Raw genomic sequence first — 24,584 nt, forward strand, 5'->3', positions numbered from 1 at the left:
GGGTCAGGGCAAGGGGTGCGGGGCCGCTTCCCGTGGGTCGTCCAGGCGGGCGGGGCAGCCGGTCCGTTCGGCCGCCGACGCCAGCCGGGGCAGGTGCCAGCTCCACGCATGGGTCTCGTCCATCCGCAGGTTCTGGTAGCCGGGGGCCAGCACCTTGACGACGTGCCAGCCCATGGCGGTGACGGCCGAAGGCAGGCGCGGGGTGAGGTCGACGGCGAGCAGGCCCGCGCCGTCGGCGTTCAGGGCCCGCCGGATCTCTTCCGCCCCCAGGTCCCGCGCGGGCGTGGGAGCCGGAAGCGTGCTCGGCTCCTGGAAGCCCGCGACCCAGTCGCGTACGGACGCGTAGGCGGGGCCGGTCAGCATGTGGCTGAGCCGGTCGTGCTCCGTGACGATCGGGCCGCGGTGCCCGCTCTCGCCCTGTGTGCGCAGCGCCCGCAGCGCGGCCCGCACCTGCCACGCCTCCTGGAACGCCTTGGCGGCGGCTTCGGCCGGCCGGGTCGACGCCTTCATGCCGACGGCGGCCAGGGCGCCCCGGCCCTCCGGTTCGATCAGGCAGGCGGTCATGCACCAGAGCCCGGGTACGGCCGTGGGGATGCCGGCGAGGACGGGGGTGAGCCCCGCCGCGCGTGCCCTCTCCCACACCGCCCGGAGCTTGGTGTCGGCGGGCGAGGGGGTGTACGTCGGCAGGCGCAGCTGCCTGCCCCAGGCGACGGTGAGGGCGTCCCGCTCCGTCACCTCGGTCATCGCGGCGGCCAGGGCGGTCTCGTGGCTGGCGCCGGCCGCCGCACCGGACGGGCTCGGGTCGAACAGGTCGGCCCGGCGGGCGGGCCAGTCGACGAGGTCGGCGGGGACCAGGACGGGGGTGTCCGAGTCCAGGGCACGGGCCTCGTACCAGGACAGGTCGCACGCCTCGGCGTCGGGGTGGGACAGGGCGTGGCCCGGGTGGTGCGCGTACAGCGTCGTGCCGTCCGGGCGGGCCGCGGTGCCCGAGCGGGCGGGGTGGGCGGCCGAGGGGTGCAGGGCGCGCCGCTCGACGGCCTCGCCCGCTCCGCGCAGCAGGGCGTCGGCCCGTGAGGTCCCGCTGGCCCCGGCGAACCGGGCGGACAGCGGGAGATCAAGGAGAGCGGCACCCGGACCGGCGGGGGCCGCGGCCCCGGCGGACCCGGCCGAACCCGGCACCCCTGCCGAGGTCCTGGCCGACGCCCCGGCCGGCCGGGTCGAAGCCCCGGCCGAGGTCCTGGCCGACCCGGTCGAAGCTCCCGCCGAGGTCCGGGAAACCGCGGAGCCCACCGTGCCCGTGAAGTCCTCCACCGCGTGGAGTTCGACCGCGCTGCTCCACAGCGGATCGTCGCCGTGCGGGGGCGTCACCGCGTAGCGCAGGGCGATGCCCGACGCGGGGGCGAGGGTGGTGGGGATGTCGATCACCGCCGCACCTCGACGGCCGTGGGGGCGAGGAAGGGCAGGGCCGGGGAACCGTCCCGCAGGGCCGCGAGGGCCAGGAGGACACCCGCCGAGCCGGTGCCCAGGTCCGTGGAGAGGCGGTAGCCGTAGTTGCCGAGGAAGTCGACGCGACCGGGTTCGGCGGCGATCGCCTCCCAGCCGAGGGCTTCGAGGTGGAAGCGCAGGACGTCCCGCTCGGAGGCGCTGCCGCCGTCCTCCAGGGCGAGGATCTCGCCCGCACGTCCGTGCAGCAGGCTGCAGGACGTGGCGAAGCCGCCCCGCCGAAGGTCCACGAGCCGGTTCACCGCGGTGCGCAGCCGCTCGTCGTCGGGGGTGTGCCGCAGCGCGGCCCGCAGGGCCAGCACGATGCCGGCGGAACCCTCGAGCCCAGGGCTGAGGAGACGGTCGTCGAAGTCGGTGCGCTCGATGAGCTCCAGTTCCGCGTGCAGTTCGGCCACGGCCCGGTCCAACAATTCAGTGCGGCCGGTGTGTTCGTACAGGCGCAGCAGGAGGAGCGCGCTGCCGCAGCGGCCGTGCAGCAGGCCGATGCGCTGGGGCGCCGGCGCGTCGGGCAGCCGGTCGGCGAGCTGGAGCGCCCGGCGCAGGCCCTGGTCGTCCCCCCGCCGGGCGGCCAGGTGCAGCGCCGTCAGTCCGAGGCCCGAGAGGCCGGTCGCCAGAGTCGTCGTCACGTTGGCGTCGCACCCGGCGAAGGCACGCTCCATGACCGCGTCGGCGGCGTCGCGGTGGCCGAGTTCGTCCAGGGTGTACGCGATGCCGGCGAGGCCGGTGAAGAAGCCGGGGCCGTCGCCGGTGACCTGCCCGGCCTGGGCGAGCAGCCACTCGACGTGCTCGGCGGGCACCTCGGCGCCGGCGCGGTGGAGCGCCCAGAGCACGCCGGCCGCCCCGTACGCGAAGGTCACGCCGCCGTCGGCCACGATGAACTGCGAGACGTCGCCCGGGTAGAGGCGGTCGGTCCGCTCGGGGGTGGCCGCCTCGACGATGGACGTGGCGATGTTCGCGATCAGGTTCCCGGTCTCCTCCCCGGCGGCGGGCCAGCGTACGCCGAACTCCGTGCGGGCGCCCAGGACATCGTCGCCGAGGCCGCGTTCGATCTGCCGGGTGAAGGACTCGGGGAGGGGAAAGTCACGGACCGCCGCGTCGATCAGGGTGCGGATCTTCTGCGTGCCCCACGGCACGACGTGCGGCATGGGGACGAACATCGTCAGCCGGAGCACGTCGAGCGCGAACAGGTCGACGGCGGGGCCCCGGAGGTGGTCGGGGGCCCGGAAGCCGAGGGAGCCCATGGCCTGGGGGCGCATCTCCTCGGCCGGGGTGGCGGTCTCCATGTCGATGAAGGCGACGGTGTCGTCGGGGCACACCAGGATGTTGCCCGGGTGCAGGTCTCCGAAGACCACACCGCGTTCGTGCATGGCGTCCACGGCCTCGGCGACCTGGCCGATGATGTTCAGCGCCCAGTCCGCGTACGCCGCCCTGGCCTGCGGTGTGTTGTCCGTGGTGCCGTAGGGGTGGCGGAGGCGTACGAGCTCCGTGAGCGGGGTGCCGTCGACGAAGTCACGGGCCAGGAAGTGGTGTTCGTTTCCCTTGCGTACGTCTCTCAGCGCGGGCACGGCCGCGAGCCCGGCGAGCCGGGACAGCGCCCACTGCTCGCGGTCGAGGCGGGCGACGGCGTCGTCCCCGGCCGCGTCGAGGCCGGCGAACGGGCGGGCCTCCTTGAGCAGGACCTCGCTCCCGTCCCGCTTGTCGACGGCGCGGTAGACGCCGCCGCCGTTGGAGAAGTGCAGGGCCTTGTAGACGCGGAAGGGGAAGTCGCCGAGGGTGCGGGCGCGCCGTTCGGCGAGTGCCTCCTGCAGGAAGGACGGCATCGCGACCCAGGAGGGGGTGTGGAACCCGGGGCGCCGCTCGTCGGGCACGAGTTCGCCGTCGGGGGCGGTGATCGCGGGGGTGAGGGTCCCGTCCTTGAGCCGGGTGGTCTTCAGGACGAAGCCCCCGTACCGCACGTGGAGCGGGCCCTCCCGCCAGCGCAGGTCGCTCAGGATCGACGGGGCGCGGGTGCCGCCGACGAGCTCCTCCAGGCCGTCCAGGGCCTGCTTCAGCTCCGTCTCGTCGGCGGGGTAGATGGTGATGAACTTGCCGCTGGCGCTGCGGTCCCCGTACTTGCTGCCCCGGCGGGCGAGCGTCTCCGGGTCGGATATGTACTTGTACATCAGCCCGTGCTCGACGCAGTACGGTGCGACCGTGTCGAGGAGTCCGGCCGCGTTGTCGGGGGACGCCGCGACGTGGATCTTCCACCCCTGGTCGGGGACGCGGGAGTCGGGTGGGACGCAGACCGTCCATTCCCGCCCCCGGGTGGCCGTCCAGCCCTCGGGCAGGTTCCGGCCCTCGTGGAAGTCCGCGCCGACGGACTCGGTGGCGGGGGCGTCGTAGAAGAGCGAGTCCGCGCGGCAGAAGTTGATGAACCGGGTGTCGAGCACGGTGTCTCCAGGGTCAGAAGGGCAGGAACGGAAGCACGTAGGTGCGGTGGAGGGACTTCCACAGGGGCACGTCGCCGAGCTCGACCTCGGCGGTGCCGGCGGCCGGCGTGGGGGTGCGGGCGAGGTCCAGGGGGTAGGCGGTCGAGTCCATGACCACGGTGTCTCCCACGTCGACGGGGAAGTAGGCGGAGACCGGGACCTCGGCCTTGGCGGACCGGGCGGCTCCCACCTGGGCGGTGGCGACGGTGTCGTTCAGCACCAGGCCGTTCGTCCGCAGCGTCACGCGCTGCCCCGGGCGTATCCGCTCGTCCGGGGAGCCCTGCGGCAGGACCAGGCGGGTACCTGCGGCGTCGGTGACATAGGCGGCGGCCACCGTCTGACGGACCGGCAGGAACAGTGCCGCGCCCGCGAGAGCGGCCAGCAGGGCGCAGACGGCTGCGACCCGGACCGGGCGGACGCCGGCGGCCTTCACCTCGGTGGAGAGCCGGACGGCACCGCGGATCAGGATCCACGCGAGGTACGAGAGTCCGCAGGCGGCCAGCAGGAGCCCCACCCAGCCGACCCGCTGGAGGGTGCCGAGCCAGGTGTGGAGGGCGGCGCTCAGGAAGTACACGGGGAAGGCGAGGCAGGCGAAGCCGTACACCAGGGTCCAGCGGGTGGGCAGTTCGCGCTGGTAGGTGCCGCCGAACAGGAACCGGGCGAGCGTTCGGCGGGCGTCGGCCATGGCACGGTCGCGCAGATACGGGATGTCCACGTGGCTCATGAGGGCGATGTAGCCGTCGAGCTTGATGAACGGCGTCAGGTTGAGCAGGGCCGTTCCGTAGCTGGTGACCGCGAAGAAGAGCAGGCAGGTCTTGGCGGTGCCGTCCGGCAGGGGCCAGGCCGCGAGGGCCGAGGCGGCGGCCAGGGACGTCTGGACCGCGGGCCCGGCGAGGGCCGTGTGGACGCGCTGCCGGCGGGCCGGGAGGCGCCAGGCGTCCGACACGTCGCAGAAGAACGCCGGCATCAGGTAGAAGAGCATGACGCCGATGCGCGAGGGGCGGCCCCCGTAACGGATGAGCACGGCGGCGTGGCCCAGCTCGTGGATGGACACGCCGAGCAGCAGGGCGAAGAGCACTCCGGCGAACGTGCCCGCGGACAGGGGGCTGTTCAGCGTCACCGCGACCGCGTCCCACTGGGCGGCGAGGGCGACGACACCGAGCAGGACACAGAGCATCCCGGCCGCCACCGCGCCCCGGGAGAAGAGGCGGGCGAACAGCGGGCCCATGGCCTGCATCGTGCGTCCCGGCCGCAGCAGCGTGAGCTGGAGCGTCATCGGCGGGACGATCTGGAAGCGGGGGGCGACGGCGGGCGCCGGGGTCTCACCGTCGTCGAGCAGCTTGAGGGAGTCGAGCCGCGAGATCGCGCTGCCCACCCGATCGGCGTTCCAGGCACCGCCCAGCCGGGCGGCGAGGGCCTCGTGGTCGCGCTCTCCGTCCAGCACCCGGACGAGATCCGCGACCTTTTCGTTGATCCGTACGTAGCGGGCGCCGTGCTGGAGGACCCAGTCGCCCTGGCCGTCGGCCGGCGAGTGGACCTCGGCGCTCGGAGCGAGGCGGGGGCGCCGCGCATGGGCCGGGACGGTGGGCGGCGGTGGACTCGTGACAGCGCTCATAAAGTTTCCTTAACGGGACGGCGGCGGGGAGTGGGAGAGCGCGTTTGCACCCTTGCGGGGGTCCGGCCGGACGGGCCGGCCGGACCACCGCAGATCCTCGGTGTCGCCCGAGGGGGCTCCAGGGTGCGCAGGGGAGCCGGTTACTCCGTCTCCCGTCGCGTCAGTGCGCTCGCCGGTGTCGCTCTCAGGTGAGGGTGATGGAGGTGGCGACGGAGGCGCTGATGGCCGTGCCGACGGAGACGCCGGTCCAGAAGCCCGGGGCCTCCAGGGCCTCCAGCTCCTGCATCTCCAGCTCGCCGAGCTCGGCGTGCTCGATGTTCTCGACGGTGCCCAGGTTCTCGCTCATGTCGGTTGCCTCTCTGAGGGGTTCTACGGATTGGTGTGGCACGGAAGTGCCGGTGGTGCGGGTCATGCGGTGGTGCGGGTGGTGCGGGTCATGCGGTGGTGCGGGTGGTGCCGGTGGTGCGGGATCGCGCTGCCGGGCTGATCAGGTCAGGGTGACCGAGACGCCGACCGAGACGCCGGCGGAGAAGGCGACGCTGAACGTGCCCCAGCCCGGGGCCTCCAGGGCCTCCAGTTCCTGCATCTCCAGCTCGACGGGCTCGGCGTGCTCGATGTTCTCGACTGTGCCCAGGTTCTGGCTCATGTCGGTTGCCTCTCTGAGGGATTTACGAGGGGTTCTGCGGAGGTGTGACCGAGGGCTGATCAGGTCAGGGTGACGGAGACGCCGACCGAGACGCCGGTGGAGAACGCGACGCTGATGGTTCCCCAGCCCGGGGCCTCCAGGGCCTCCAGTTCCTGCATCTCCAGCTCGACGAACTCGGCGCTCTCGATGTTCTCGACGGTGCCCGGGTTCTCGCTCATGTCGGTTGCCTTTCTGAGGGGTTCGGTGGATGGGGTGGTGCGGTTCCGGGGGTCCCCCGGCTGCCGCGCGGACCACGGGGGGCCGGGCGGCAGCCGTCGGGGAGGTCCGGCCGTGCGCGGGGCACGGTGCGGTGGATCGGAGCGGCGGGAGCCGACTCGATCAGGTGAGGCTCCAGGCGACGGAGACGATCGAGATGCCGACGCTGACGCCGGCGCTGGTGGCCCAGCCCGGAGCCTCGATGCTCTCCAGCTCCTGCATCTCCAGCTCGGTGCCGAACTCCTGCAGCTCCTGCTCGACCGGGTTGTTGTGCGCCATGGTGTTCTCCTCGTGTTGTCGGTTCGGTGATGCGGACTGTGCGGTGGTGCGGGTGGTGCTGGTGCTCCTCCGGGTCGGCGCTCAGGCCGCCGGGAGGGGTTCGGGGGAGCCGGCCACGGAGGCGGTCGGCTCGGTGGCCTCGGCGAGGAGCGCGGCGACGTCGTCGGCGCTCAACCCGGCGAGGGTGGGAAGTCCGGCGCCCCAGGCGCGCACGCTGCGCAGGGCGATGTGGTGGCGCAGGTCCGGGGCGAGGTGCACGGTGCGGTCGATCCGCCAGCGCAGCATCAGCTGTTCGAGACCGTCGTCGGGCCCCGGCGCGAGCCAGGGGGCCCGCTGCCTCAGGCTCTCCCACAGCCGGTGGACGCGGTCGGCGCTGCCGAAGCGGGTGTCTCCCCGCAGGGCCTGCCGCCACACGACCGGCCACAGAGCGGAGACGGCCCGCATCTTGGCCAGGCCCAGCGTGGTGGAGAGCTCGTTGGCGACGGCCCAGCACTTCACGGCGTACGGATTGCGGCCGATGTTGATGGCTCCGCGCTGGCTCTCGGCGCTGAGCCGGGCGGCCAGCAGCCGCTCGGGCGCGGGGGCGGGCAGGCCGGTGGCGGTGTGCCGGGCCAGCCGGTCGCCGACGTTGAGCAGCCGGCCCGCCAAGTCCTCCACGGCGGCGTCCTGTTCGGGAAGGTCGAGGGTGTCGCTGCTGTACGGGATGACGGTCCTGAAGAGCGCTTCGAGTACGCCGTCCATGACGAGTCGCCCCGGGAGGGTCTCGGTGGCCTCGGGCACCCGGAGGGCGGCTCGGGGGCGCAGGCACTCCCCCATCGCGATGCGTTTGCCGTCCCCGTGGGGGAAGCAGGCCACGGGTCCGGCCTCGCTCCCCGTGCCCAGGGTGGTGGGGACCGCGAGGACCTCGGCGTGTTCCCCCCACGGCAGCGGGAGCGCCACCAGGCCGCTGCGCTGCCCGGAGGTCAGGTAGCGCAGGAGGTCGGGGTGGCGGCCGACAGCGGCGACGAGCTTCGCGAAGTCGAGGGTGCTGCCCCCGCCGACACCGACGACCAGCTCACCGGGAGAGAGCCGGGAGGCGGCGGCCTCGACGGCCGGCATCCCGCCATCCGCCGGGGTGACCGCCCGGTCGGGCGTGAACCCGGCGTGGGCGATCTCGGCGAGGATCTTCCGGGTGACGGCGTGGTCGGCCACGGCCGGGTCGGCCAGCACGGTCACGCCGGTGGGGTTCAGTTCCCGCAGCAGTTCGGGAATCCGGTCGTAGGTGTCGAGGGAGACGGGCATGAGGTCAGCTCCTCGCGGCCAGGGAGGTCGCCGGCAGCAGGCTGTCGAGTCCCTCCTCGACACAGGTCATGAGCTCGGCCACCTCGGCGCGGCGGTAGGTCAGGGAGGGCACGAGCTGGATGCCGGAGGGACCGGGGTGGACGATGGCGCCCGCGTGCCGGATCCGGGTGACGAGGTCGGCGACGTCCGTCCCGGCCAGGGCGCGGCCGTCGGGGTGGGTCAGGTGCAGGGTGCGGAAGCAGCCGACGCCGGTGGCGTGCGTGGCGAGCGGGTGCCGCTCGACCAGTTCCGCGAGCCCCTGCTGGAGCCAGGCGGCGACGTTCCGGCCCGCGGTGACCGCGTCGAGCCGCTCCATCTCGGCGATGGTGGCGCTGATGGCGGCGCAGGCGAGGGCGGTCGCGCCCTGGGTCTCGGCGTGGGCGAACATCGTGTCGTGCTCGACGAGAGCCCGGGTCACCCGGTGGGACATCACCAGGGCGGCGGCGGGGCAGGCCCCGTTGGTCAGGCCCTTGGAGGTGACGAGTACGTCGGGCAGGCCCGGCCAGCTCTCGGAGGCGAACCAGCTTCCGGTACGGCCGAAGCCGGTGGCGACCTCGTCGGCGACCAGGAGGAAGCCGTACTCGTCGCGCAGGCGGCCCAGTTCGGCCACGAACGACGCGTCGAGCGGAAGGGTGCCGGTGCCGACGACGGGTTCCACGACGACCGCGGCGACCTGGCCGCCGAGGGCGGCCATCAGCCGGCCGAGTTCGGCCGTGTCGTTCGGGGTGACGTGGCGGATCAGCCGCTGGTCCACTCCGTAGACCCGCTGTCCCAGGTCCTCACCGGTCAGGGCGAATCCGCCGAAGGTGAGTCCGTGGAAGCTGCCCCGCAGGGCGACCACCAGGTTGCGTCCGGGCCGGCCCTGCACCGCGTGGTAGATCCGCGCCAGCTTCATGACCGCGTCGTTGGCGACGCCGCCGCCGGTGGAGAAGAGCACCCGGGCGTAGTGGTCGGGCCCGCAGACCCGCAGCAGGTCCTCGGCCGCGCGCCGGGCGTAGCTGTTCTCGAAGCGGAAGGCCCCGAGGTAGGAGGCGTGTTCGGCGGCCTCGGCGATGGCCTCGGCGATGCGCGGGTTGCCGTAGCCGAGGTTCACGTTCCAGAGCCCGCTGTCGGCGTCGAGGGCGGTGCTGCCGTCCGCGAAGGTGACGCGGTGTCCGGCGGCGCCGACGGCGCAGAGGCTGTCGTCGCCGTGGCTGGAGGGCGGTATGAGGTAAGGCCAGAGCGCGGTCATCGGGCAGCTTCCGTGGTCAGGAGCGTCACGCGGTGACGCTCGCCGGGCGGGGAGAGGAGCCGGCGGGAGGTGATGGTCAGGCCGGACGCGGTGAGTTCTCGCTCCAGGCGCGGCAGGTCGAGGACGGCCACGCGGTCCGTGCAGACCGTGACGGGGCTGTCGTCGCGCGGCGGGTCCGCGGGGAGCAGGGTGACCGTGCGGCTGTCGGCGCCGGCGGGCCAGTGCTCGTACAGCTCGTAGACGGTGCCGCCGGCTCCGGTGACCCGTACGGCCGTCTCGTCGGGACCGTCGCAGTCGCCCCGCTCCAGGACGGTCAGCAGGAACCGGCCGCCTTCGGCGAGGTGCGCGAGGACGCTGCGGTACAGGCCCGCGCGGCCGTCCTCGTCCAGGAGCGAGAGCGAGGTGGTGCCGAGCAGGATGTGCGGGAATTTCCGTCCGAGTGCGAAGCGGGACATGTCGCCCCGCACCACGGTGCAGCGCTCTCGCATCGACACCGGAGCCCGGTCCAGTGCGGTCCGCAGCAGCGCCAGCATGTCGGCGGACAGGTCGAGGGCGGTGACCTGCCGGCCCGTGGCGAGCAGCGGCAGGGTGAACCGTCCCGAGCCGGCCGCGAGGTCGAGCACGGGGCCGGGCGTCGTCCGCACGGCGGTCAGCAGGGCCCGGGTCTCCGGGTCGTCGTAGGTGGCGAGGTCGTGGTAGAGCGGGGCCCCCAGGGCGTCGTACAGACCGCAGACGCGGGCCCTGTCGCCGAGCTCGGCGATCCGGCGGGCGGCGAGGGCGGGTGTGCCGGCCGTCGTGGTCCCGTCATGTCCGTTCGCCGCCCCGCGGCCCGACATCGCTCCGGTCGTCGTCGCTTCGATCGTCGTCGCTTCGATCGTCGTCGCTTCGATCGTCGTCGCTTCGATCGTCGTCGCTCCGGGCTTCGTCGCTCCGGGCTTCGTCGCTTCCGTCGTCGTCAGAGGCATGGCCGGGGCGCTCATCGGGCGGCCGCCGGGATACGCGCCGCCACGGGCAGCGCCAGGCCGTGCCGGGAGAACAGCTCGGCCAGCTGGTCCACCTCGGCGGCGGGGACGAGGTCGCCCACCTCTCCGGAGGTCGCGAGCAGGCACTCCAGGGCCTGTGCGGCCCGCCGGTCGACGGCGAACAGGCGGCTGCCGGTCACGACGTACGCCTGCTCGTCCCCCTCGCCGTACAGCACGATCGGCAGAGTCGGGTCCGCCAGGTCGGCGTCGGCGCCGGACTCGGCGAGCCCGGGCGTCAGCCGGAAGCCGAACCCGGACACCCGCAGGCCGGTGGCTCCGCGCGCCATGAGGCTGCGCAGCGCGCCGACGGCTTCGAGGTAGCGGGCCAGGAAGGGGCGTGCGCGCAGGGCCTCGGCCCGTGTCCCGGCCGGCAGTGCCGCGTTCAGTGCGGCGGCGCCGGACCCGGTCCGGGCGAAGCGTTCGGTGAGGGTGTCGAGGCTGTCGTCGACCGTGCCGAGCACCGCCCCCGTGGGGCTGGTGGACAGCTGCCCGTTCCGGTCGGCGTACAGGCGCAGGGCCGGGCCGTCCGCCGGGTCGTGAGCGCCGCTGAGGGCGGCCGGGTCGGCCAGCAGCACCGAGGAGGTGATGAGGAACTCGGGGAAGACGCCCTCGGTGAGCGCCCGGTCGGCGTCGGCGAGGAAGGCCTCGAAGTCGTGTCGGTCGAAGACGCGGATGACGGTCGGGCCGAAGACGGTCATGAAGGGGCTGGCGGCGTAGGCATGGGTCTGCAGGAAGAAGTCCTGGCCGTTGGAGAACTCGTCGCCGGGCTCCGTGAGGCTGCCCTGGTAGCCGACGGCGGGGGCGTGGTCGCCGGTGCCGTCGTCGGGTGCCAGCAGGAGGGTGCGGGGGCCGACGAGCCCGGCGGCCGTGACGGCGGGGATGTGCGCCGCGTCGGCCAGTACGAGCGTGCCGACGCCGGGGCCGGTGGGCCCGGCGAGCGGGGCTGCGGTGGCCCAGGAGATGAGGTGTTGCTTCAGACGTCCACGATCTGCCATGTCCATGCCAGACATTCCTTTACTGGTCTGCTTCCCCCTCTGCGTTTGGGCAGCAGGGAACGGGTTCGACGGAGGTGCGCCCGGCTACGGCGCGCGACGCGACCGCGGCCGGCGTCGGGAGCGGGCGCCGAGCGGTCGGTCACACGGCGGTACGAGCGGTCGGTCACACCGTGGGCGACGAGCGGTCTGTCACACCGCGGGCGCCGAGCGGTCGGTCACACCGCGGGCGACGAGCGGTCGGTCAGTGCGGTGCCGTCACCGACCGCAGGATCGCCGACAGGTCCGCGAGCGACTCCTGGGCGCCGAAGAGCTTGTGAACGGCGGTGGTGTTCAGGACGATCTCGTCCACCCCCACCTCTTCGTAGGCCCGGAGGGCCTTGACCGCCTGCGGCAGATCGCCACCCGCGAACGCACCGGTCTCCACGACACCGCGCGCCACGTCCTCGATCCGCCCGGAGCCGACGTCCACACCCGCCCGGCCGAGCATGTCCAGGTAGTGCGGGGCCTGCATGTGCGGCGCGTTGCCGGCCAGAGCCAGCCGCTCGGGCCCGGCACCCTCGCGCCCCTCCTTCTCCAGTCCCGCGGGCACCATGGCGACGACACGGGGCAGCGAGGTCCGCCCCGCCCGTGCGGCACCCTCGGCCACCGCGGGCAGGATCACGTCCCGCAGGTAGCCGGGCGGCGTCAGCCAGGTGATCACGACGTCCGCCACCTCGCCCGCCAGCCGGGCCATACCCGGCCGCAGCACCCCCAGGCCCACGTCGACCCTGGGTGCCGCCGCCGGAGCCAGCTGGCCCCGGAAGGTGAGGTGCGGGCCGTCCATGACGACCGTCTCGCCGTCGAGCAGCCGGCGCACCGCCGTCACGTACTGGCGCGCCACCTGGAGCGGCTTCTCGTACGGCGCTCCGAGGATGTTCTCCTGGAAGGCCCTGGACCCCGGACCGAAGCCCGCGATCACCGGTTCCCCGGTGGCCAGGGCCACGGACCGCGCCTGCAGAGCCGCCTCGTACGGGTGGCGCAGGGGCATCAGCGTGACACCGAAGCCGGTCGGGACCCGGAACCCGGCCCCGGCCAGACCGGTGAAGGTCTGGTGGGGCTCCATCACCATGGCCTGTCCTTGCCAGAGGCGGGTCGCCCCGGTCCACCGGACGAGTCCGGCGAAGGGGAGCGCCTGCTCCAGACGGCGGGGAACGCAAGGGAGGAGCACGGAGTAGTCGGTCATGGCGTCGGGGTCTCCTGGGTCGTGATGTCGGGCCGGCGGCGGCGGCCGACTACTTCCAGTCGTTGTTGTTCTTCGGCAGCGGGGCCGGGACGGGCAGCACATCGCGGATGAGGTCGAGCAACGCGAGGGGGTCGAGCCCCCGGGCGGACACCGTCCCGTTCCCGGTCCCGCGCTCCGCACCCGTCGCGGACGCGGACGCCGTCACCGCCGCCGTCGCCGTCCGGCTCTCCGCCGGCTGCTCCGCGGCGCGGGCCGTTCCCTGGCCGGCCAGGGCGATCATCCCCGCGGTCACCAGACCGACGACGACGTGTCCACGACGACGGGACGACAGCGTGCTGCGGGACGTGGAGCGGTTCACCGATGTCTCCTCGATGCTCGATGCGGCGTTTTCTCGTTCTGCGCTGTTGCTTCCTTGCGAGAACGACTCTGCCGTGTGGCGAGGGCCGCCACGAGACCATCTGCGCGCAGCTTGCTGCACCCTCGGATTCCTCAAGCTGCAGCGACCCTCACGCCCCGCCCGCCCACCGTCGCCAAATCGGATGTCCGATATCTGAACTAGCGGACATATATTGACAATTCGTCATTGACAGCCGCGTAGGGGCGTCTGAGGATTCCAGGGACCGCATGTGTGATCGATCATCAACAGGGGGAAACACATGGGCAATCCGCTTGCTTTCCTTGGCGTGAACGAGGAAGAGGAGCGGTTGTACCGCGCCCTCCTGAGACGTGGCTCGTCCGGGCCCGCCTCCGGCCCCCAGGAGCCCGACGCGGACGCGCACACGTCGTTCGAGGAGGCGGCACTGGACCGGCTGGTGGCGTTGGGGCTCGCCACCAGGAACACCCAGGGCGCGGCACGCCCCGTCCCTCCGCCCCGGGCCGTGGACGCCCTGATCGACGGCCGTCTGCGCCGCCTTCGGGAGGAGCTGGAGAGCGAGGCCGCGCGGCACTCGGTCATCGAGTCCCTGTTCATGGAGCGCCTGACCGCCCCCTCCTCGCCGCGCACGGGCACCGACGACCCCGGCCGGATGATCACGCAGCTGCACGGGATCGAGGCGGTCCGGGAAGCCATCGACGAGCTGACCTTCTTCGCCCGGACCGAGGACCTGAGCACGGAGCCGACCGGCGTCCTGACCGAGGAGTCGATCGCCGTCTCGCACCCGATCAACATGCGGCTGCTGCGCCGTGGCGTGCGACTGCGCATGATCATGGGGTCGGCGATCATGCAGGACGACACCACCCTCACCTACATGCGGGACCTGGTCTCGCACGGAGCCGAGGTGCGGATCTCCCACCACCCCATCGAGCGCGTGATCATCGTCGACCGGTCGGCCGCGCTGACCCCCATCAACCCCGCCCACACCTCGGTGGGGGCACTGCTGGTGCGGGAACCGGGCCTGGTGGCCACGCTGGTCACGCTCTTCGAGCGCATGTGGGAGGCCGCGGAGGAACTCCCGGGTGAGGACGCGGACATGCCGTCCGACATCGAACGCGAGATCCTCACCATGCTCAGGGAAGCCGACAAGGACGAGACGGCGGCGCGCCGCCTCGGGGTGTCCGTGCGCACCTACCGCAAGCACCTGGCCGTCATCATGCGCCGCCTCGGCGCCGCGAACAGAGTGGAGGCCGCGCTGCTCGCGCACGAGAAGGGCTGGCTGAGCTAGAAAAAGCAGACGGCGCGTACAGCGCGTACCCGTTGGTACGCGCCGACGCGCCGCAGGGGCCCCGGCGGGGGCCTACTCGTCGTCCTCGGGCTTCTCCGCCTCGTCGATCTCCTGCTCCAGGCCGAGCTGCTCGACGAGCCACTTGTCGAACTCGATCGCCGCGCGCACCCAGCTGACCGTCGAGGAGACGAAGTGCTCCAGGCTGACGCCCATGCCGATCAGCATCTGGGCCTCGCCGATCAGGCGGACCGTGCCGTCGTCGTGGGTGTGGCTGTAGACCTTGGGCCACAGGGTCCGGCGGTTCCAGTCGTCGATCGACTCCAGGAGCTGCGGCTTGGCCTCGATCTGGTGGGGCCGGTCGTAGAACGTCCGCACGGAGAAGACCTGCTGGTCTCCCTCTCCCCGGAACATGAAGTAGGTGCGGAACTGCTCCCACGGCGCCGCGAGGTCTCCCTCGTCGTCGACGACGTACTTGAGCTCCATCTGGTCGAGGAGCTGCTTCACGAGGTCCTGATCCGGGACGACGGGGCCGGCCGGGCCGCCGGGCTGCGGCTCGGGCTGGCCCCCGAAGTTCGGAATCGAGGACGGGTCGATGGTCACCGTGAATTTCCCTTCGTACGGATTCCGCCATCCTCCCCCATGCGGGGAGGGGGGTGGCAAGCCCCGACAGACCCTGTCAGCCCTGGGCTGACACGATCCGGTCAACTGCAACCTCCGGGTACCCCGGATCGTCCTCCTGAGCAGCCGACGGAGGGGGCCGTACACATGCAGGCAGCGGGCAGAGGTCATACCCGGTGGGGGATCGTCCTGCCGTTTCTGGCACTGCCGGTGGTGGTGCTCGGCGTCCTGATCATCGGCCTGTTCCTGTGGGCCTGGTCGGACGACGACGGGCCTCGCGACGACGCCCGTAAGGGCGCGGCGGCGACGGTCCCCTGCACCGAGGCCCTGGCCTTCGGCGCCGCCGAGCGGCCCGCGCACGCCCGGGCCCACGACTGCACCGTGCAGCGGGGCATCGACACCTCGTACTCGGCGGTGCTGCGGATGCCGGGCGAGGACGTCCGCGACTGGCTGCGCGAGACGTACCCGGACGCCCCGGAGCCCCGCACGGGCGGTGGCGCCTGCGGGGCACTCTGCCTCGACGTGACCCACGAGAACGGCCTCCCCGGCACGGCGGAGGCGCATGTGGTGCAGGTGAGGGTGGAGCACGAGAACGCCGAGACCGCGCTGGTGCGCTTCTCGGCGTTCACGATGTGACGTCCTACGGCGCCCTGATATGACGCCCTACGGCGTCTTGACGTGACGTCCTACAGCGTCTTGCCCGTGGCCGGGCCCACCAGCAGCCCGTCCTCGAAGCGGTCCACCCGGACCGTGTCCCCGTCCTTGATCTCCCCGGACAGGATCTCCTTGGCGAGCCGGTCGCCGATGGCGGACTGCACGAGCCGCCGCAGCGGCCGCGCCCCGTACGCCGGGTCCATGCCCTCCTCCGCGAGCCATGCCAGCGCCTCGGGCGTGATGTCCAGGGTCAGGCGCCGCTCGGCGAGCCGCTTGGCCAGGCGCTCCAGCTGGAGCTTCGCGATGCGCTCCAGCTCGGGCTTGGTCAGCGCGGCGAAGACGACCAGGTCGTCCAGGCGGTTGAGGAACTCCGGCTTGAAGGAGGTGCGGACCACCTCCAGAACCTGCTCCTTCTTCTCCTGCTCGCTGGTCACCGGGTCGACCAGGTACTGGCTGCCCAGGTTCGACGTCAGCACGAGGATCGTGTTGCGGAAGTCGACCGTGCGGCCCTGGCCGTCCGTCAGGCGCCCGTCGTCCAGCACCTGGAGCAGGATGTCGAAGACCTCGGGGTGGGCCTTCTCCACCTCGTCCAGCAGGACGACGGAGTACGGGCGGCGGCGCACGGCCTCGGTGAGCTGGCCGCCCTCCTCGTAGCCGACGTATCCGGGCGGGGCGCCGACCAGCCGGGCCACGCTGTGCTTCTCGCTGTACTCCGACATGTCGATGCGGACCATCGCCCGCTCGTCGTCGAAGAGGAAGTCGGCCAGGGCCTTGGCCAGTTCCGTCTTGCCGACGCCGGTCGGGCCGAGGAAGAGGAAGGAGCCGGTGGGCCGGTCCGGGTCGGAGATCCCGGCCCGTGAGCGGCGCACGGCGTCGGACACCGCCCGTACGGCCTCGGTCTGGCCGATGAGCCGCTTGCCGATCTCGTCCTCCATGCGCAGCAGCTTCTGCGTCTCCCCCTCCATCAGCCGCCCGGCGGGGATACCGGTCCAGGAGGCGACGACGTCGGCGATGTCGTCCGCGCCGACCTCCTCCTTGACCATGGTGTCCTTGGCGACCTCCTCCTCGGCCTCGGAGGCGGCCTCCAGCTCCTTCTCCAGGGCGGGGATCTCGCCGTAGAGAAGCTTGGAGGCGGTGTCGAAGTCGCCGTCGCGCTGGGCGCGTTCGGCCTGGCCGCGGACCTCGTCGAGGCGCTCCTTCAGCTCACCGACGCGGTTGAGGGACTGCTTCTCCTTCTCCCAGCGGGCGGTGAGGCCGCGCAGCTCCTCCTCCTTGTCGGCGAGGTCGCGGCGCAGCTTCTCCAGCCGCTCGCGGGAGGCCGCGTCGGTCTCCTTGACGAGGGCCAGCTCCTCCATCTTGAGCCGGTCGACGGCCCGCTGGAGCTCGTCGATCTCGACGGGCGAGGAGTCGATCTCCATGCGCAGCCGCGAGGCGGCCTCGTCGACCAGGTCGATGGCCTTGTCCGGCAGGAAGCGGGAGGTGATGTACCGGTCGGAGAGCGACGCGGCGGCGACCAGCGCGCTGTCGGCGATCTGCACCTTGTGGTGGGCCTCGTAGCGGCCCTTCAGCCCGCGCAGGATCGCGATGGAGTCCTCGACGGTCGGCTCGGCGACCAGCACCTGCTGGAAGCGCCGCTCCAGCGCGGGGTCCTTCTCGATCCGCTCGCGGTACTCGTCGAGGGTCGTCGCCCCGACCATGCGCAGCTCACCGCGCGCGAGCATCGGCTTCAGCATGTTCCCGGCGTCCATGGCGGAGTCGCCGCCGGCCCCGGCCCCCACGACGGTGTGCAGCTCGTCGATGAAGGTGATGATCTGCCCGTCGGAGTCCTTGATCTCGGCGAGGACGGTCTTCAGCCGCTCCTCGAACTCGCCCCGGTACTTCGCGCCCGCGACCATGGCGCCGAGGTCGAGCGCGACGAGCCGCTTGTCCTTCAGCGACTCGGGCACGTCGCCCTTCACGATCCGCTGTGCGAGGCCCTCGACGACGGCGGTCTTGCCGACGCCGGGCTCGCCGATCAGCACGGGGTTGTTCTTGGTCCGCCGCGACAGCACCTGCACCACGCGCCGGATCTCCTGGTCCCGCCCGATGACGGGGTCGAGCCTGCCTTCCCGCGCGGCGGCGGTGAAGTCGGTCCCGAACTTCTCCAGGGCCTTGTACTGGCCCTCGGGGTCGGCCGTGGTCACGCGTCGCTGGCCTCGCGTCCTCTGGAAGGCGGCCTGGAGCTTCTTGGCGTCGGCCCCCTGCTGGGACAGCACCTCGCCGGCCGCGCCGCCCTTCGCGGCGAGGGCGATCAGGAGGTGCTCGGTGGAGAGGTACTCGTCTCCCAGGTCCTTGGCGCGGGCCTGCGCGTCGGCGACGACGGCGAGCATCTCGCGGTTGGGCTGGGGCGGCGCGACGGTCGATCCGGTGACGCTGGGCAGCCCGGCGAGCACGCGCTCGGCTCCGGCGCGCACGGCGGCCTGGTCGGCGTCGACCGCGGCGAGCAGGTCGGTGATGTTCTCGTTGTCCTGTCCCTGGAGCAGCGCCAGCAGCAGGTGGGCAGGGGTGAGGTCGGGGTGCCCCTCGGTCACGGCCCGGTTGCTGGCAGCGTTGATCGCGTCCCGGCTCCGGTTGGTCAGCTCGGCGTCCACGTTCGCGTTCTCCTCCTCGCACTGACCCGAACGGCTTGCACAAAGTTGAGTCTAGTGCACTCAAGGGCGGTTCCGGGACAATCGGGGGGTCTAAGTTCCGGGACATGGCGACCAAGTACTCCGTGGACCCCGGCGCTCCGGACCCGTCGTATCTCGACTTCTGGCGGGAGCGGCACCTGTGCACCCTGACGACTCCCCGCCCGGACGGCACACCGCATCTGGTACCCGTCGGGGTCACATACGATCCCGAGGCCCGTCTGGCTCGGGTGATCACGAACCGGGCGAGCGCGAAGGTCCGGTACGTGCGGGCCGCGGGCGAGGAGGGGGCGGCCGTCGCCGTATGCCAGCTGGAGGGGCGCCGCTGGGCGACGCTGGAGGGCCGGGCGTTCGTCCATGACGAACCGGACCGGGTGGCCGAGGCGGAGCGGCGCTACGCGGAGCGCTACGGCAGGACCCCGTCACCGAACCCGGCACGCGTGGTGATCGAGATTCACCTGACGCGAGCGATGGGGCGAGGTTGACAGAAGTGAAAATCCACACCGGTGATCGACAGGATCCGGCCACCGCCGGATCATGCCGATACCCGGAAATGTCCCCGAAAACTGCAGCGGCGTCACCGTGTTCAGGTCACGGTGACGCCGCTGCGGGGGGAAGCACCTGAGCGATCTGTTACGACGGGGGAATCGCGTCAGGCACTGCGGGGGGTGGCAGAGATGGTCCTCGGGGCGGGAGCGTCGGCCTCCACCTGCCGGTGGTCCCGTTGGTCCAGGTTCACAAAGATCATTCCGTACCGTACGGCACATCGCACTGGCTGCGGCGCCCCCCGAGGCCGCCGCAGACACCGGTAAGCCCGTACGTCCTCGTCGTCGTCCCGCGTGACGACCACCGGCTCGCCGAAAACGGTCACCATCAACGAGTCACCGCTGTGGGGGATGGCGGTGACCAGGTCGATGAAGTGCCAGCCGGATCGGTAGGCGGTGGCCATTTCACGACGGAAGGAGCGGTCGTCGGGTGGAGTGGTCACGTCAGCTCCCGGCTCCGTCTGCGGTGGCCACCGCGGACCGGGCCGCCGCCGGCCACACACTGTCGGCCAGAACATGACTCTTGGCAGCCGCCGGCCAGACACTGTCCGCCCGGTCATCGCCGTTCGCGCCCGACAGGCCACTCACGGTTCCGAAGGCCACGACGGCAGAGAAGGCGGCGACAAGCCCCAAGCGAAGCATTCTGTTACGCATAGTCGGCTTCGTCCTCACTTGAAGGTCCCCTCTTCCCCCGTCGAATACGACGATGGCTCATTCGGGCACGTCATGGCCACAGAATCGATGCATCATGTTCCTGCATGTTCAGGACCCTGGGGGGTGGAGATTTGACAACGAATCGGACCAAGGTGACACATCCCCATGTGGTGACCGAGATGTGCGAGGAAGGTGGCCGACTTTACGCGAACGCCCTGCGTGCGGGACGCGTTCTGCGAGCGGACGTGGAAGCGGCTCCCTGCCTGATGGAGTTCGCCCTTCTCCACCCGGACCCTGACGACCCGGACTGGCTGCGCCCCATCCCCCCGGCCGTGGCACTCGCGCAGCGGCTCAATCCCATCGAGAACGAGATCACCGAGCGCAGGCGCGTGTCGATCGAACTGTCCGACACCTTCGCCCCTTTCATGGCGCTCAGCGCACAGGCCACGACCTCCAGCGACTCCATCACCGTGCTGGAGGGCAGCGAGCGCATCAACGCGGCGCTCAACCTGGCCACGGCCCAGTGCCAGACCGAGATGCTCACGATCCAGCCGAGCGGTCACCGGCCCGAACGCAGCCTGATCCAGGGGCTGGAACGCGACCGGCCGCTGATCGAACGTGGTGTGCGCATACGGACGCTGTATCCCCACACGGCGCGGCACAACCCCGAAAGACTGGCCTACGCGGGCCAGTTCTCCGACGGCAAGGTGGAACACCGGACCATCGACGGGCTGATGGAGCGGCTCATCATCTGCGACGAGACGGTCGCGTTCATCCCCACGCGCGATGACCAGAAGGTCGCACTGGAACTCCGTCATCCTGGTCTCGTCTGCTACCTGATCAAGGTGTTCGAATTCATGTGGGACCGAGCCGTCCCGCTGAGCGCCGGCGCCCCCTACGAAACCGCCCCCGACGGCATCACGGAGCTCCAGCACTCCATCGCCAAGCTGCTGGTCGAGGGCCACGTCGACGAGGCCATCGCCCGCCGCCTGGGCATGAACGTCCGCACCTGCCGCGCCCACATCGCCAAGCTCGCGCACGCTCTGGGCAGCGGGAGCCGCGCCCAGCTCGGCTATCTCATCGCGCAGTCCGGCATCCTGGAACGCGCGGGTGCGCCCCAGTGAGCGCACCGCATCCGGAGCACGGCACGGAAGACCTGTGCTCCGCGGGCACGGACCTGTACGAACGGGCACTGCGTGAGGGGCAATTACCGGCCGCGGAAGCCCACTCGGCCCCTTGCCTCGTCGACCTCGGCCTGCTGCTCCCGGCCCTCGACGACCCGGCCCGTCTGGAGCCCGTGGCCCCGGTCGTCGCACTGCACCGGCTGCTGCGCAGCTCCGGGGAGCGCATCGCGACCGAACGGCGGCGCGAGGCACGGCTGGCCGAGACGTTCGGCTCCCTCATGCGGATCGCCGGTCAAGGACCCACGGCGACCGAGAGCCCCGTGATCCGGCTGCACAACGGCACGGAACAGATCAACCGGGCCATCACCGACGCCATGGCCGAAGCCTCCGCGGAACTGGTCACCGTCCAGCCCCGCGCCGGACTCACCGGGGCACGCGGCCAGGCCGCCGACGCCGCCTCGCTCGGCCGCGACCAGGCCGCGCTGGACCGGGGCTGCCGGATACGCACGCTCTACCCGCACACGCTGCGCCACTTCCCGACCATCGCCGCCCGGTGCGAGCGGCTGAAGGGCGACATCGAGGTGCGCTCACTGGACGAGGTGCCCGACCGCCTCATCGCCATAGACCGCGCCGTGGCCTTCATCCCGGCCGACAAGGACGGCCAACTCGCCCTGGAGATCCGCCACCCGGCCCTAGTGGGCCACCTGGTCACCACGTTCGACCGCCTGTGGCGCCTCGCCACCCCCATGCACCCGGCATCCGCCCCCCAGCCCTCCCCCAACGGCATCACCCCCCGCCAGCACGCCATAGCCGCCCTCCTCGTCGAGGGCCACACCGACGCCGTCATCGCGGAACGGCTGGGGATGAACATCCGTACCGCCCGCGTGCACATCGCCAAGCTCGCCGCGACGCTGGGCAGTCAGAGCAGGGCGCAGCTCGGGTTTCTCATCGGGCAGTCCGGGATCCTTGATCGGGGACGCTGAGGGGCGGGGTCGCGGCCGAGGGGGGCGGACCGTCGAGGCCCGCCTGGGCGATCCGCACGCCGAGTTGGGTGCGGCTCGCCGCCCCCAGCGTCTCCGAGAGCCGCGCGATGTGCGCCCGGCAGGTCCGGACACTTATGCCCAGCCGTTCCGCGATGACGGCGTCCTGATGCCCCTCCGCCAGCAGCGCCGCGATCGACTGCTCCCGGTGGGAGATGCCCTCGATGCCCGTGTCGGGGAGCGGGGCCGTGAGGGGAATGGCGAGGCGCCACAGCCGTTCGAAGACCGTGACGAGGTACTCGACGATCGCCGGGTGCCGCAGCTCCAGGGCCATCGTGCGGTCGGAGTTGGCGGGGATGAACGCCACCGTCCGGTCGAAGAGGATCAGCCGGTCGATCACCTCGTCCAGCGTGCGCGCCTCCACCGCGTCGCCCATCAGCTCCAGATAGTTCAGCAACCCCTGCCCGTGCCGGGCGACATGCGTGTACAGGTCCCGCATCCGCACGCCCCGCCCGCGCAGCGCCAGCGCCCGGTGCAGCCCCTCGGAGAGCTCCGCCTCGCGGCGGATGCCGCCGGGCTGCACCGTGAGGACCTCGGCCGTGCACGCCTGGGTCGCCTCGTCCATCGCGGCCTGGATCCGGGCCAGTCCGTCCAGGACCCGGATCGCCGGGCCCTCCGCCGCAGACGCGGCCGGCCGCGCCCGTTGGCCCAGCCCCGCGTACCACTCGACGGCCGCGACGGCCGAACCCACCCGCCGCCGGCTCGCGCTGACCTCGTCGTACATCCCGCGCAGCAGCCGGGTCATGACCTCCTGCGGGGAGGTCGGCACCAGCCAGTCCATGTCGTCGGGGTCCGGGTGCAGCAGGGCGAGTTCCAGCAGGCAGGGCACCGGCTCCGCGTCCCGGCGCGGCACCCGGCCGCGCCGTACGGCCCGGGAATACACGCGATCCCCGGCCTCGCACAGTCGGTCGGCACCATGGGGATGCTCATCCGCCCCGTGCCCGGCCATCGCCCATCCCACCCCCGGTTCCGCCGTCCTGCCGCAGCGCAACTATGCGCGGCCCGGACGTGCTCCGCAACACGGCTCCCCGCGCGGCGACCGCCGGAAACCACCGGTATCTCAGGGCTCGGTTCACCCGGTCACAATTCCGGCCACAGGTCCGGCGCACCTCCTGTCACAGGTCCGGCGCGGGTCCGGTGGGGGGTGTGGTCGCGGGTCCGGCGCGGGTCCGGTCGCAGCGGAGGGCCTGGGAGGGGTGGTGAACCCGGCTCGTGGCGCGGTTACTTCAGGCCGATGGCCCGGCACGCAGCCCTGTACTCGGCCGTGCAGATGTCCGACAGCTTGTAGATGTCGTCCGCGACCACCGTGTCCTTGATGTTCTCCTTGGTGAGCGCGACCACCGGCACGAGCTGCGCGGGAATGCCCTTGTCGGTGGGGCTGTCGACCTTGTCGCGGGTGAGCGCGGCGAACTGGATGTCGCGGCCCTGGACCTTGGCGACCGCCATCTCCGCGGCGTTCTCCGCCTCCTGCGGGTAGGACTTGTACACGCTCATGTACTGGTCACCGGAGATGATCCGCTGCACCGCGGGCAGCTCCGCGTCCTGGCCGGTGATCGGCGGCAGGTCGGTCACGCCCGCGTTCTCCAGCGCCTTGACGATGCCGCCCGCCATGCCGTCGTTGGCGGAGTACACCGCCGCGATGTTGTCCTTGCCGATCTTCTGGATCGCGTCGGCCATGTTGGCCTCGGCGTTCTCCGGCTTCCAGTCCTTGGTGTCGAAGGACTGGGCGATCGTCACCTTGCCGTTCAGCTCGGACATCGCGCCCGCCTTGAACTGCTTGGCGTTCGGGTCGGTGGACGAGCCGTTCATCATGACGATCTTGTCGGACAGGCTCGCCTTCTCACCGATGGCCTCCAGCAGGGAGCGGCCCTGGACCTCGCCGACCAGCTCGTTGTCGAAGGAGATGTACGCGTCGATCGGGCCCTCGGCCAGCCGGTCGTAGGCGATGACCGGAATACCGGCCTCCTTGGCCTTCTCCACGCCGCTCGCGATGGCCTTCGCGTCGACGGCGTCCAGCAGGATCACGTCGACCCGGTCGTCGATCATCTGCTGCAGCTGGCCCGCCTGCTTGTTCGCGCTCGCCTCGGCGTTGGCGTACTCGACGCGGCCCTTGTCGTTGGTGAGCGACTCGACCTTCCGCTTGATGATCGGGTAGTCGAAGTTCTCGTAGCGCGTGTTCGCCTTCTCCGGCAGCAGCAGTCCCACGGTGATGTCGTTGCCCTTGGCCGGGCTCGCGTCGTCACTGCTCCCCGTCGCGTTGAGCACGCCGCAGCCGGCGAGCGTGACGGACATCGCGGCCGCGGCCACGGATATGGAGGTACGACGACGCATGCGGGAGCTCACTTCGCGTGTGATTCGGACGTGGGCACAGCTTTGCGGCCCATGTGACTGAAAAGCCAACGCGGACGCGCCCCCCAGCGTCAAGCGGAACCACTTAACGAGATGACAACACCACGCTACGCAAGCGTTGTGAAGACTCTGCGGAATCACCTTCAAGTGGCGTACACCACTCGGTCATCGACAGGAGACCCGGCGAAACCAGGGCAAGAGCCGCCAAGCATGCGAAAAGGGCCGGGAGTCAACTCCCGGCCCCTTCACATGCGTACGCGCGTCAGTCGGACTGCTGCTGCCGCTTCGGCCGCCACACCACCAGCGCGCTGGTCTGCTGCACCTCCTGGTACGGCACCAGGTCGCGGCGGTACGACGCGTGCACCGCGGCCTCGCGCTGGCGCATCGCCGCCGCCGCGCCGTCGAGCGCGTCCTGCATCTCGGCCACCCTCGCCTGGAGCGCGGCGACCTGGTTCTCCAGTTCGATGATGCGCTTGATACCGGCCAGGTTGATGCCCTCGTCCTGCGACAACTGCTGGACGGTGCGCAGCAGTTCGATGTCACGGGCCGAGTAGCGGCGGCCCCGGCCCGCGGTGCGGTCCGGGGACACCAGGCCCAGCCGGTCGTACTGGCGCAGGGTCTGGGGGTGCAGGCCGGACAGCTGGGCCGCCACCGAGATGACGTAGACCGGGGTTTCCTCGGTCAGTTCATACGGATTGCGCCGACGACCGTCCATCT

24 protein-coding genes are annotated in these 24,584 nt (G+C 71.7%); 5 read left to right on the forward strand and 19 right to left on the reverse strand.

The genetic code is table 11. The features are described 5' to 3' along the window. Positions 1–3: 3 nt before the first annotated feature. The 13 genes from ACFY5B_RS00525 to ACFY5B_RS00585 all read right to left on the reverse strand — a co-directional run bounded on the left by ACFY5B_RS00525 (position 4) and on the right by ACFY5B_RS00585 (position 12,914). Positions 4–1,425 carry a YcaO-like family protein gene (locus ACFY5B_RS00525; protein ID WP_389962434.1) on the reverse strand — a complete coding sequence of 474 codons (1,422 nt, stop codon included), beginning with the start codon at positions 1,423–1,425 and terminating at the stop codon, positions 4–6. Beyond that, on the reverse strand, positions 1,422–3,932 hold the full coding sequence (gene lanKC, locus ACFY5B_RS00530; RefSeq protein ID WP_389962437.1) for a class III lanthionine synthetase LanKC: 2,511 nt from the start codon (positions 3,930–3,932) through the stop codon (positions 1,422–1,424). The genes ACFY5B_RS00525 and lanKC overlap by 4 nt, the downstream gene beginning before the upstream one ends. Positions 3,933–3,945: 13 nt before the next feature. Further along, positions 3,946–5,586 carry a daptide biosynthesis intramembrane metalloprotease gene (gene mpaP, locus ACFY5B_RS00535; protein ID WP_389962440.1) on the reverse strand — a complete coding sequence of 547 codons (1,641 nt, stop codon included), beginning with the start codon at positions 5,584–5,586 and terminating at the stop codon, positions 3,946–3,948. A 184-nt stretch (positions 5,587–5,770) separates the two neighbouring features. After that, positions 5,771–5,932 (reverse strand): daptide-type RiPP, encoded by a 162-nt coding sequence (locus tag ACFY5B_RS00540; protein ID WP_389962443.1) that lies wholly within the window; start codon positions 5,930–5,932, stop codon positions 5,771–5,773. A 141-nt stretch (positions 5,933–6,073) separates the two neighbouring features. After that, complete coding sequence (locus ACFY5B_RS00545; protein WP_389962446.1) at positions 6,074–6,232, reverse strand: daptide-type RiPP; 159 nt, start codon at positions 6,230–6,232, stop codon at positions 6,074–6,076. Positions 6,233–6,291: 59 nt separating this feature from the next. Continuing rightward, positions 6,292–6,450: a daptide-type RiPP gene (locus tag ACFY5B_RS00550; protein ID WP_389962449.1), complete on the reverse strand. Its 159-nt coding sequence runs from the start codon at positions 6,448–6,450 to the stop codon at positions 6,292–6,294. A 160-nt stretch (positions 6,451–6,610) separates the two neighbouring features. Then, entirely contained in the window at positions 6,611–6,766 is a 156-nt protein-coding gene (locus tag ACFY5B_RS00555; protein ID WP_389962451.1) for a daptide-type RiPP, read from the reverse strand. An 81-nt stretch (positions 6,767–6,847) separates the two neighbouring features. Then, positions 6,848–8,047 (reverse strand): daptide-type RiPP biosynthesis dehydogenase, encoded by a 1,200-nt coding sequence (gene mpaC, locus ACFY5B_RS00560; RefSeq protein ID WP_389962454.1) that lies wholly within the window; start codon positions 8,045–8,047, stop codon positions 6,848–6,850. A gap of 4 nt (positions 8,048–8,051) precedes the next feature. Beyond that, positions 8,052–9,317, reverse strand: coding sequence for a daptide-type RiPP biosynthesis aminotransferase (gene mpaD, locus ACFY5B_RS00565; RefSeq protein WP_389962456.1), 1,266 nt, complete (start codon positions 9,315–9,317; stop codon positions 8,052–8,054). After that, positions 9,314–10,282: a daptide-type RiPP biosynthesis methyltransferase gene (mpaM, locus tag ACFY5B_RS00570; protein ID WP_389962459.1), complete on the reverse strand. Its 969-nt coding sequence runs from the start codon at positions 10,280–10,282 to the stop codon at positions 9,314–9,316. The genes mpaD and mpaM overlap by 4 nt, the downstream gene beginning before the upstream one ends. A gap of 11 nt (positions 10,283–10,293) precedes the next feature. Next, positions 10,294–11,334, reverse strand: coding sequence for a daptide biosynthesis RiPP recognition protein (gene mpaB, locus ACFY5B_RS00575; RefSeq protein WP_389962462.1), 1,041 nt, complete (start codon positions 11,332–11,334; stop codon positions 10,294–10,296). Between the two features lie 241 nt (positions 11,335–11,575). Further along, positions 11,576–12,556 (reverse strand): LLM class flavin-dependent oxidoreductase, encoded by a 981-nt coding sequence (locus ACFY5B_RS00580; RefSeq protein ID WP_389962465.1) that lies wholly within the window; start codon positions 12,554–12,556, stop codon positions 11,576–11,578. Positions 12,557–12,605: 49 nt separating this feature from the next. Beyond that, positions 12,606–12,914 carry a hypothetical protein gene (locus ACFY5B_RS00585; RefSeq protein ID WP_389962468.1) on the reverse strand — a complete coding sequence of 103 codons (309 nt, stop codon included), beginning with the start codon at positions 12,912–12,914 and terminating at the stop codon, positions 12,606–12,608. A 325-nt stretch (positions 12,915–13,239) separates the two neighbouring features. Here ACFY5B_RS00585 and ACFY5B_RS00590 point away from each other — a divergent pair, with 325 nt between their 5' ends. Then, complete coding sequence (locus ACFY5B_RS00590; RefSeq protein ID WP_389962471.1) at positions 13,240–14,217, forward strand: LuxR C-terminal-related transcriptional regulator; 978 nt, start codon at positions 13,240–13,242, stop codon at positions 14,215–14,217. 72 nt (positions 14,218–14,289) lie between these two features. On the opposite strand, the gene ACFY5B_RS00595 is transcribed toward ACFY5B_RS00590, so the two are convergent. Continuing rightward, positions 14,290–14,817 carry a YbjN domain-containing protein gene (locus ACFY5B_RS00595; RefSeq protein ID WP_389962474.1) on the reverse strand — a complete coding sequence of 176 codons (528 nt, stop codon included), beginning with the start codon at positions 14,815–14,817 and terminating at the stop codon, positions 14,290–14,292. A 165-nt stretch (positions 14,818–14,982) separates the two neighbouring features. Here ACFY5B_RS00595 and ACFY5B_RS00600 point away from each other — a divergent pair, with 165 nt between their 5' ends. Further along, positions 14,983–15,471 (forward strand): hypothetical protein, encoded by a 489-nt coding sequence (locus ACFY5B_RS00600; RefSeq protein WP_389962477.1) that lies wholly within the window; start codon positions 14,983–14,985, stop codon positions 15,469–15,471. A 50-nt stretch (positions 15,472–15,521) separates the two neighbouring features. Here ACFY5B_RS00600 and clpB read toward each other — a convergent pair whose 3' ends face one another. Then, positions 15,522–18,119 (reverse strand): ATP-dependent chaperone ClpB, encoded by a 2,598-nt coding sequence (gene clpB / locus ACFY5B_RS00605; RefSeq protein WP_389962480.1) that lies wholly within the window; start codon positions 18,117–18,119, stop codon positions 15,522–15,524. A 104-nt stretch (positions 18,120–18,223) separates the two neighbouring features. On the opposite strand from clpB, the gene ACFY5B_RS00610 reads away from it, so the two are divergent. Next, on the forward strand, positions 18,224–18,640 hold the full coding sequence (locus ACFY5B_RS00610) for a TIGR03618 family F420-dependent PPOX class oxidoreductase (RefSeq protein ID WP_097218367.1): 417 nt from the start codon (positions 18,224–18,226) through the stop codon (positions 18,638–18,640). A 167-nt stretch (positions 18,641–18,807) separates the two neighbouring features. Here ACFY5B_RS00610 and ACFY5B_RS00615 read toward each other — a convergent pair whose 3' ends face one another. Continuing rightward, the gene (locus ACFY5B_RS00615; RefSeq protein ID WP_078955969.1) at positions 18,808–19,104 is read right to left on the reverse strand and encodes a (2Fe-2S)-binding protein; all 297 of its coding nucleotides are present in this window, start codon (positions 19,102–19,104) and stop codon (positions 18,808–18,810) included. Positions 19,105–19,458: 354 nt separating this feature from the next. On the opposite strand from ACFY5B_RS00615, the gene ACFY5B_RS00620 reads away from it, so the two are divergent. Continuing rightward, positions 19,459–20,478, forward strand: coding sequence for a helix-turn-helix transcriptional regulator (locus tag ACFY5B_RS00620; protein ID WP_389962483.1), 1,020 nt, complete (start codon positions 19,459–19,461; stop codon positions 20,476–20,478). Then, entirely contained in the window at positions 20,475–21,461 is a 987-nt protein-coding gene (locus ACFY5B_RS00625; RefSeq protein WP_389962486.1) for a helix-turn-helix transcriptional regulator, read from the forward strand. The genes ACFY5B_RS00620 and ACFY5B_RS00625 overlap by 4 nt, the downstream gene beginning before the upstream one ends. Here ACFY5B_RS00625 and ACFY5B_RS00630 read toward each other — a convergent pair. The 3 genes from ACFY5B_RS00630 to ACFY5B_RS00640 form a co-directional block, all read right to left on the reverse strand. Continuing rightward, positions 21,424–22,467, reverse strand: coding sequence for a LuxR C-terminal-related transcriptional regulator (locus ACFY5B_RS00630; RefSeq protein ID WP_389962489.1), 1,044 nt, complete (start codon positions 22,465–22,467; stop codon positions 21,424–21,426). The genes ACFY5B_RS00625 and ACFY5B_RS00630 overlap by 38 nt on opposite strands. Before the next feature lie 272 nt (positions 22,468–22,739). Next, complete coding sequence (locus ACFY5B_RS00635; protein ID WP_389962492.1) at positions 22,740–23,849, reverse strand: substrate-binding domain-containing protein; 1,110 nt, start codon at positions 23,847–23,849, stop codon at positions 22,740–22,742. A gap of 280 nt (positions 23,850–24,129) precedes the next feature. After that, on the reverse strand, positions 24,130–24,582 hold the full coding sequence (locus tag ACFY5B_RS00640) for a heat shock protein transcriptional repressor HspR (RefSeq protein WP_033310108.1): 453 nt from the start codon (positions 24,580–24,582) through the stop codon (positions 24,130–24,132). Between the last annotated feature and the right edge of the window lie 2 nt (positions 24,583–24,584).

The organism is Streptomyces sp. NPDC013187, from assembly GCF_042899705.1.
GTDB lineage: Bacteria > Actinomycetota > Actinomycetes > Streptomycetales > Streptomycetaceae > Streptomyces > Streptomyces hawaiiensis_A.

What these genes read in the sequence shown, in the direction of transcription:
- mpaC (WP_389962454.1), bottom strand. Translation starts at nt 8,047, where the DNA reads ATGCCCGTCTCCCTCGACACCTACGACCGGATTCCCGAACTGCTGCGG.
- ACFY5B_RS00550 (WP_389962449.1), bottom strand. Translation starts at nt 6,450, where the DNA reads ATGAGCGAGAACCCGGGCACCGTCGAGAACATCGAGAGCGCCGAGTTC.
- ACFY5B_RS00635 (WP_389962492.1), bottom strand. Translation starts at nt 23,849, where the DNA reads ATGCGTCGTCGTACCTCCATATCCGTGGCCGCGGCCGCGATGTCCGTC.
- ACFY5B_RS00545 (WP_389962446.1), bottom strand. Translation starts at nt 6,232, where the DNA reads ATGAGCCAGAACCTGGGCACAGTCGAGAACATCGAGCACGCCGAGCCC.
- ACFY5B_RS00540 (WP_389962443.1), bottom strand. Translation starts at nt 5,932, where the DNA reads ATGAGCGAGAACCTGGGCACCGTCGAGAACATCGAGCACGCCGAGCTC.
- ACFY5B_RS00610 (WP_097218367.1), top strand. Translation starts at nt 18,224, where the DNA reads ATGGCGACCAAGTACTCCGTGGACCCCGGCGCTCCGGACCCGTCGTAT.
- mpaP (WP_389962440.1), bottom strand. Translation starts at nt 5,586, where the DNA reads ATGAGCGCTGTCACGAGTCCACCGCCGCCCACCGTCCCGGCCCATGCG.
- ACFY5B_RS00615 (WP_078955969.1), bottom strand. Translation starts at nt 19,104, where the DNA reads ATGGCCACCGCCTACCGATCCGGCTGGCACTTCATCGACCTGGTCACC.
- ACFY5B_RS00640 (WP_033310108.1), bottom strand. Translation starts at nt 24,582, where the DNA reads ATGGACGGTCGTCGGCGCAATCCGTATGAACTGACCGAGGAAACCCCG.
- ACFY5B_RS00620 (WP_389962483.1), top strand. Translation starts at nt 19,459, where the DNA reads ATGTTCAGGACCCTGGGGGGTGGAGATTTGACAACGAATCGGACCAAG.
- mpaB (WP_389962462.1), bottom strand. Translation starts at nt 11,334, where the DNA reads ATGGCAGATCGTGGACGTCTGAAGCAACACCTCATCTCCTGGGCCACC.
- mpaM (WP_389962459.1), bottom strand. Translation starts at nt 10,282, where the DNA reads ATGCCTCTGACGACGACGGAAGCGACGAAGCCCGGAGCGACGAAGCCC.
- mpaD (WP_389962456.1), bottom strand. Translation starts at nt 9,317, where the DNA reads ATGACCGCGCTCTGGCCTTACCTCATACCGCCCTCCAGCCACGGCGAC.
- ACFY5B_RS00580 (WP_389962465.1), bottom strand. Translation starts at nt 12,556, where the DNA reads ATGACCGACTACTCCGTGCTCCTCCCTTGCGTTCCCCGCCGTCTGGAG.
- ACFY5B_RS00600 (WP_389962477.1), top strand. Translation starts at nt 14,983, where the DNA reads ATGCAGGCAGCGGGCAGAGGTCATACCCGGTGGGGGATCGTCCTGCCG.
- ACFY5B_RS00555 (WP_389962451.1), bottom strand. Translation starts at nt 6,766, where the DNA reads ATGGCGCACAACAACCCGGTCGAGCAGGAGCTGCAGGAGTTCGGCACC.
- ACFY5B_RS00630 (WP_389962489.1), bottom strand. Translation starts at nt 22,467, where the DNA reads ATGGCCGGGCACGGGGCGGATGAGCATCCCCATGGTGCCGACCGACTG.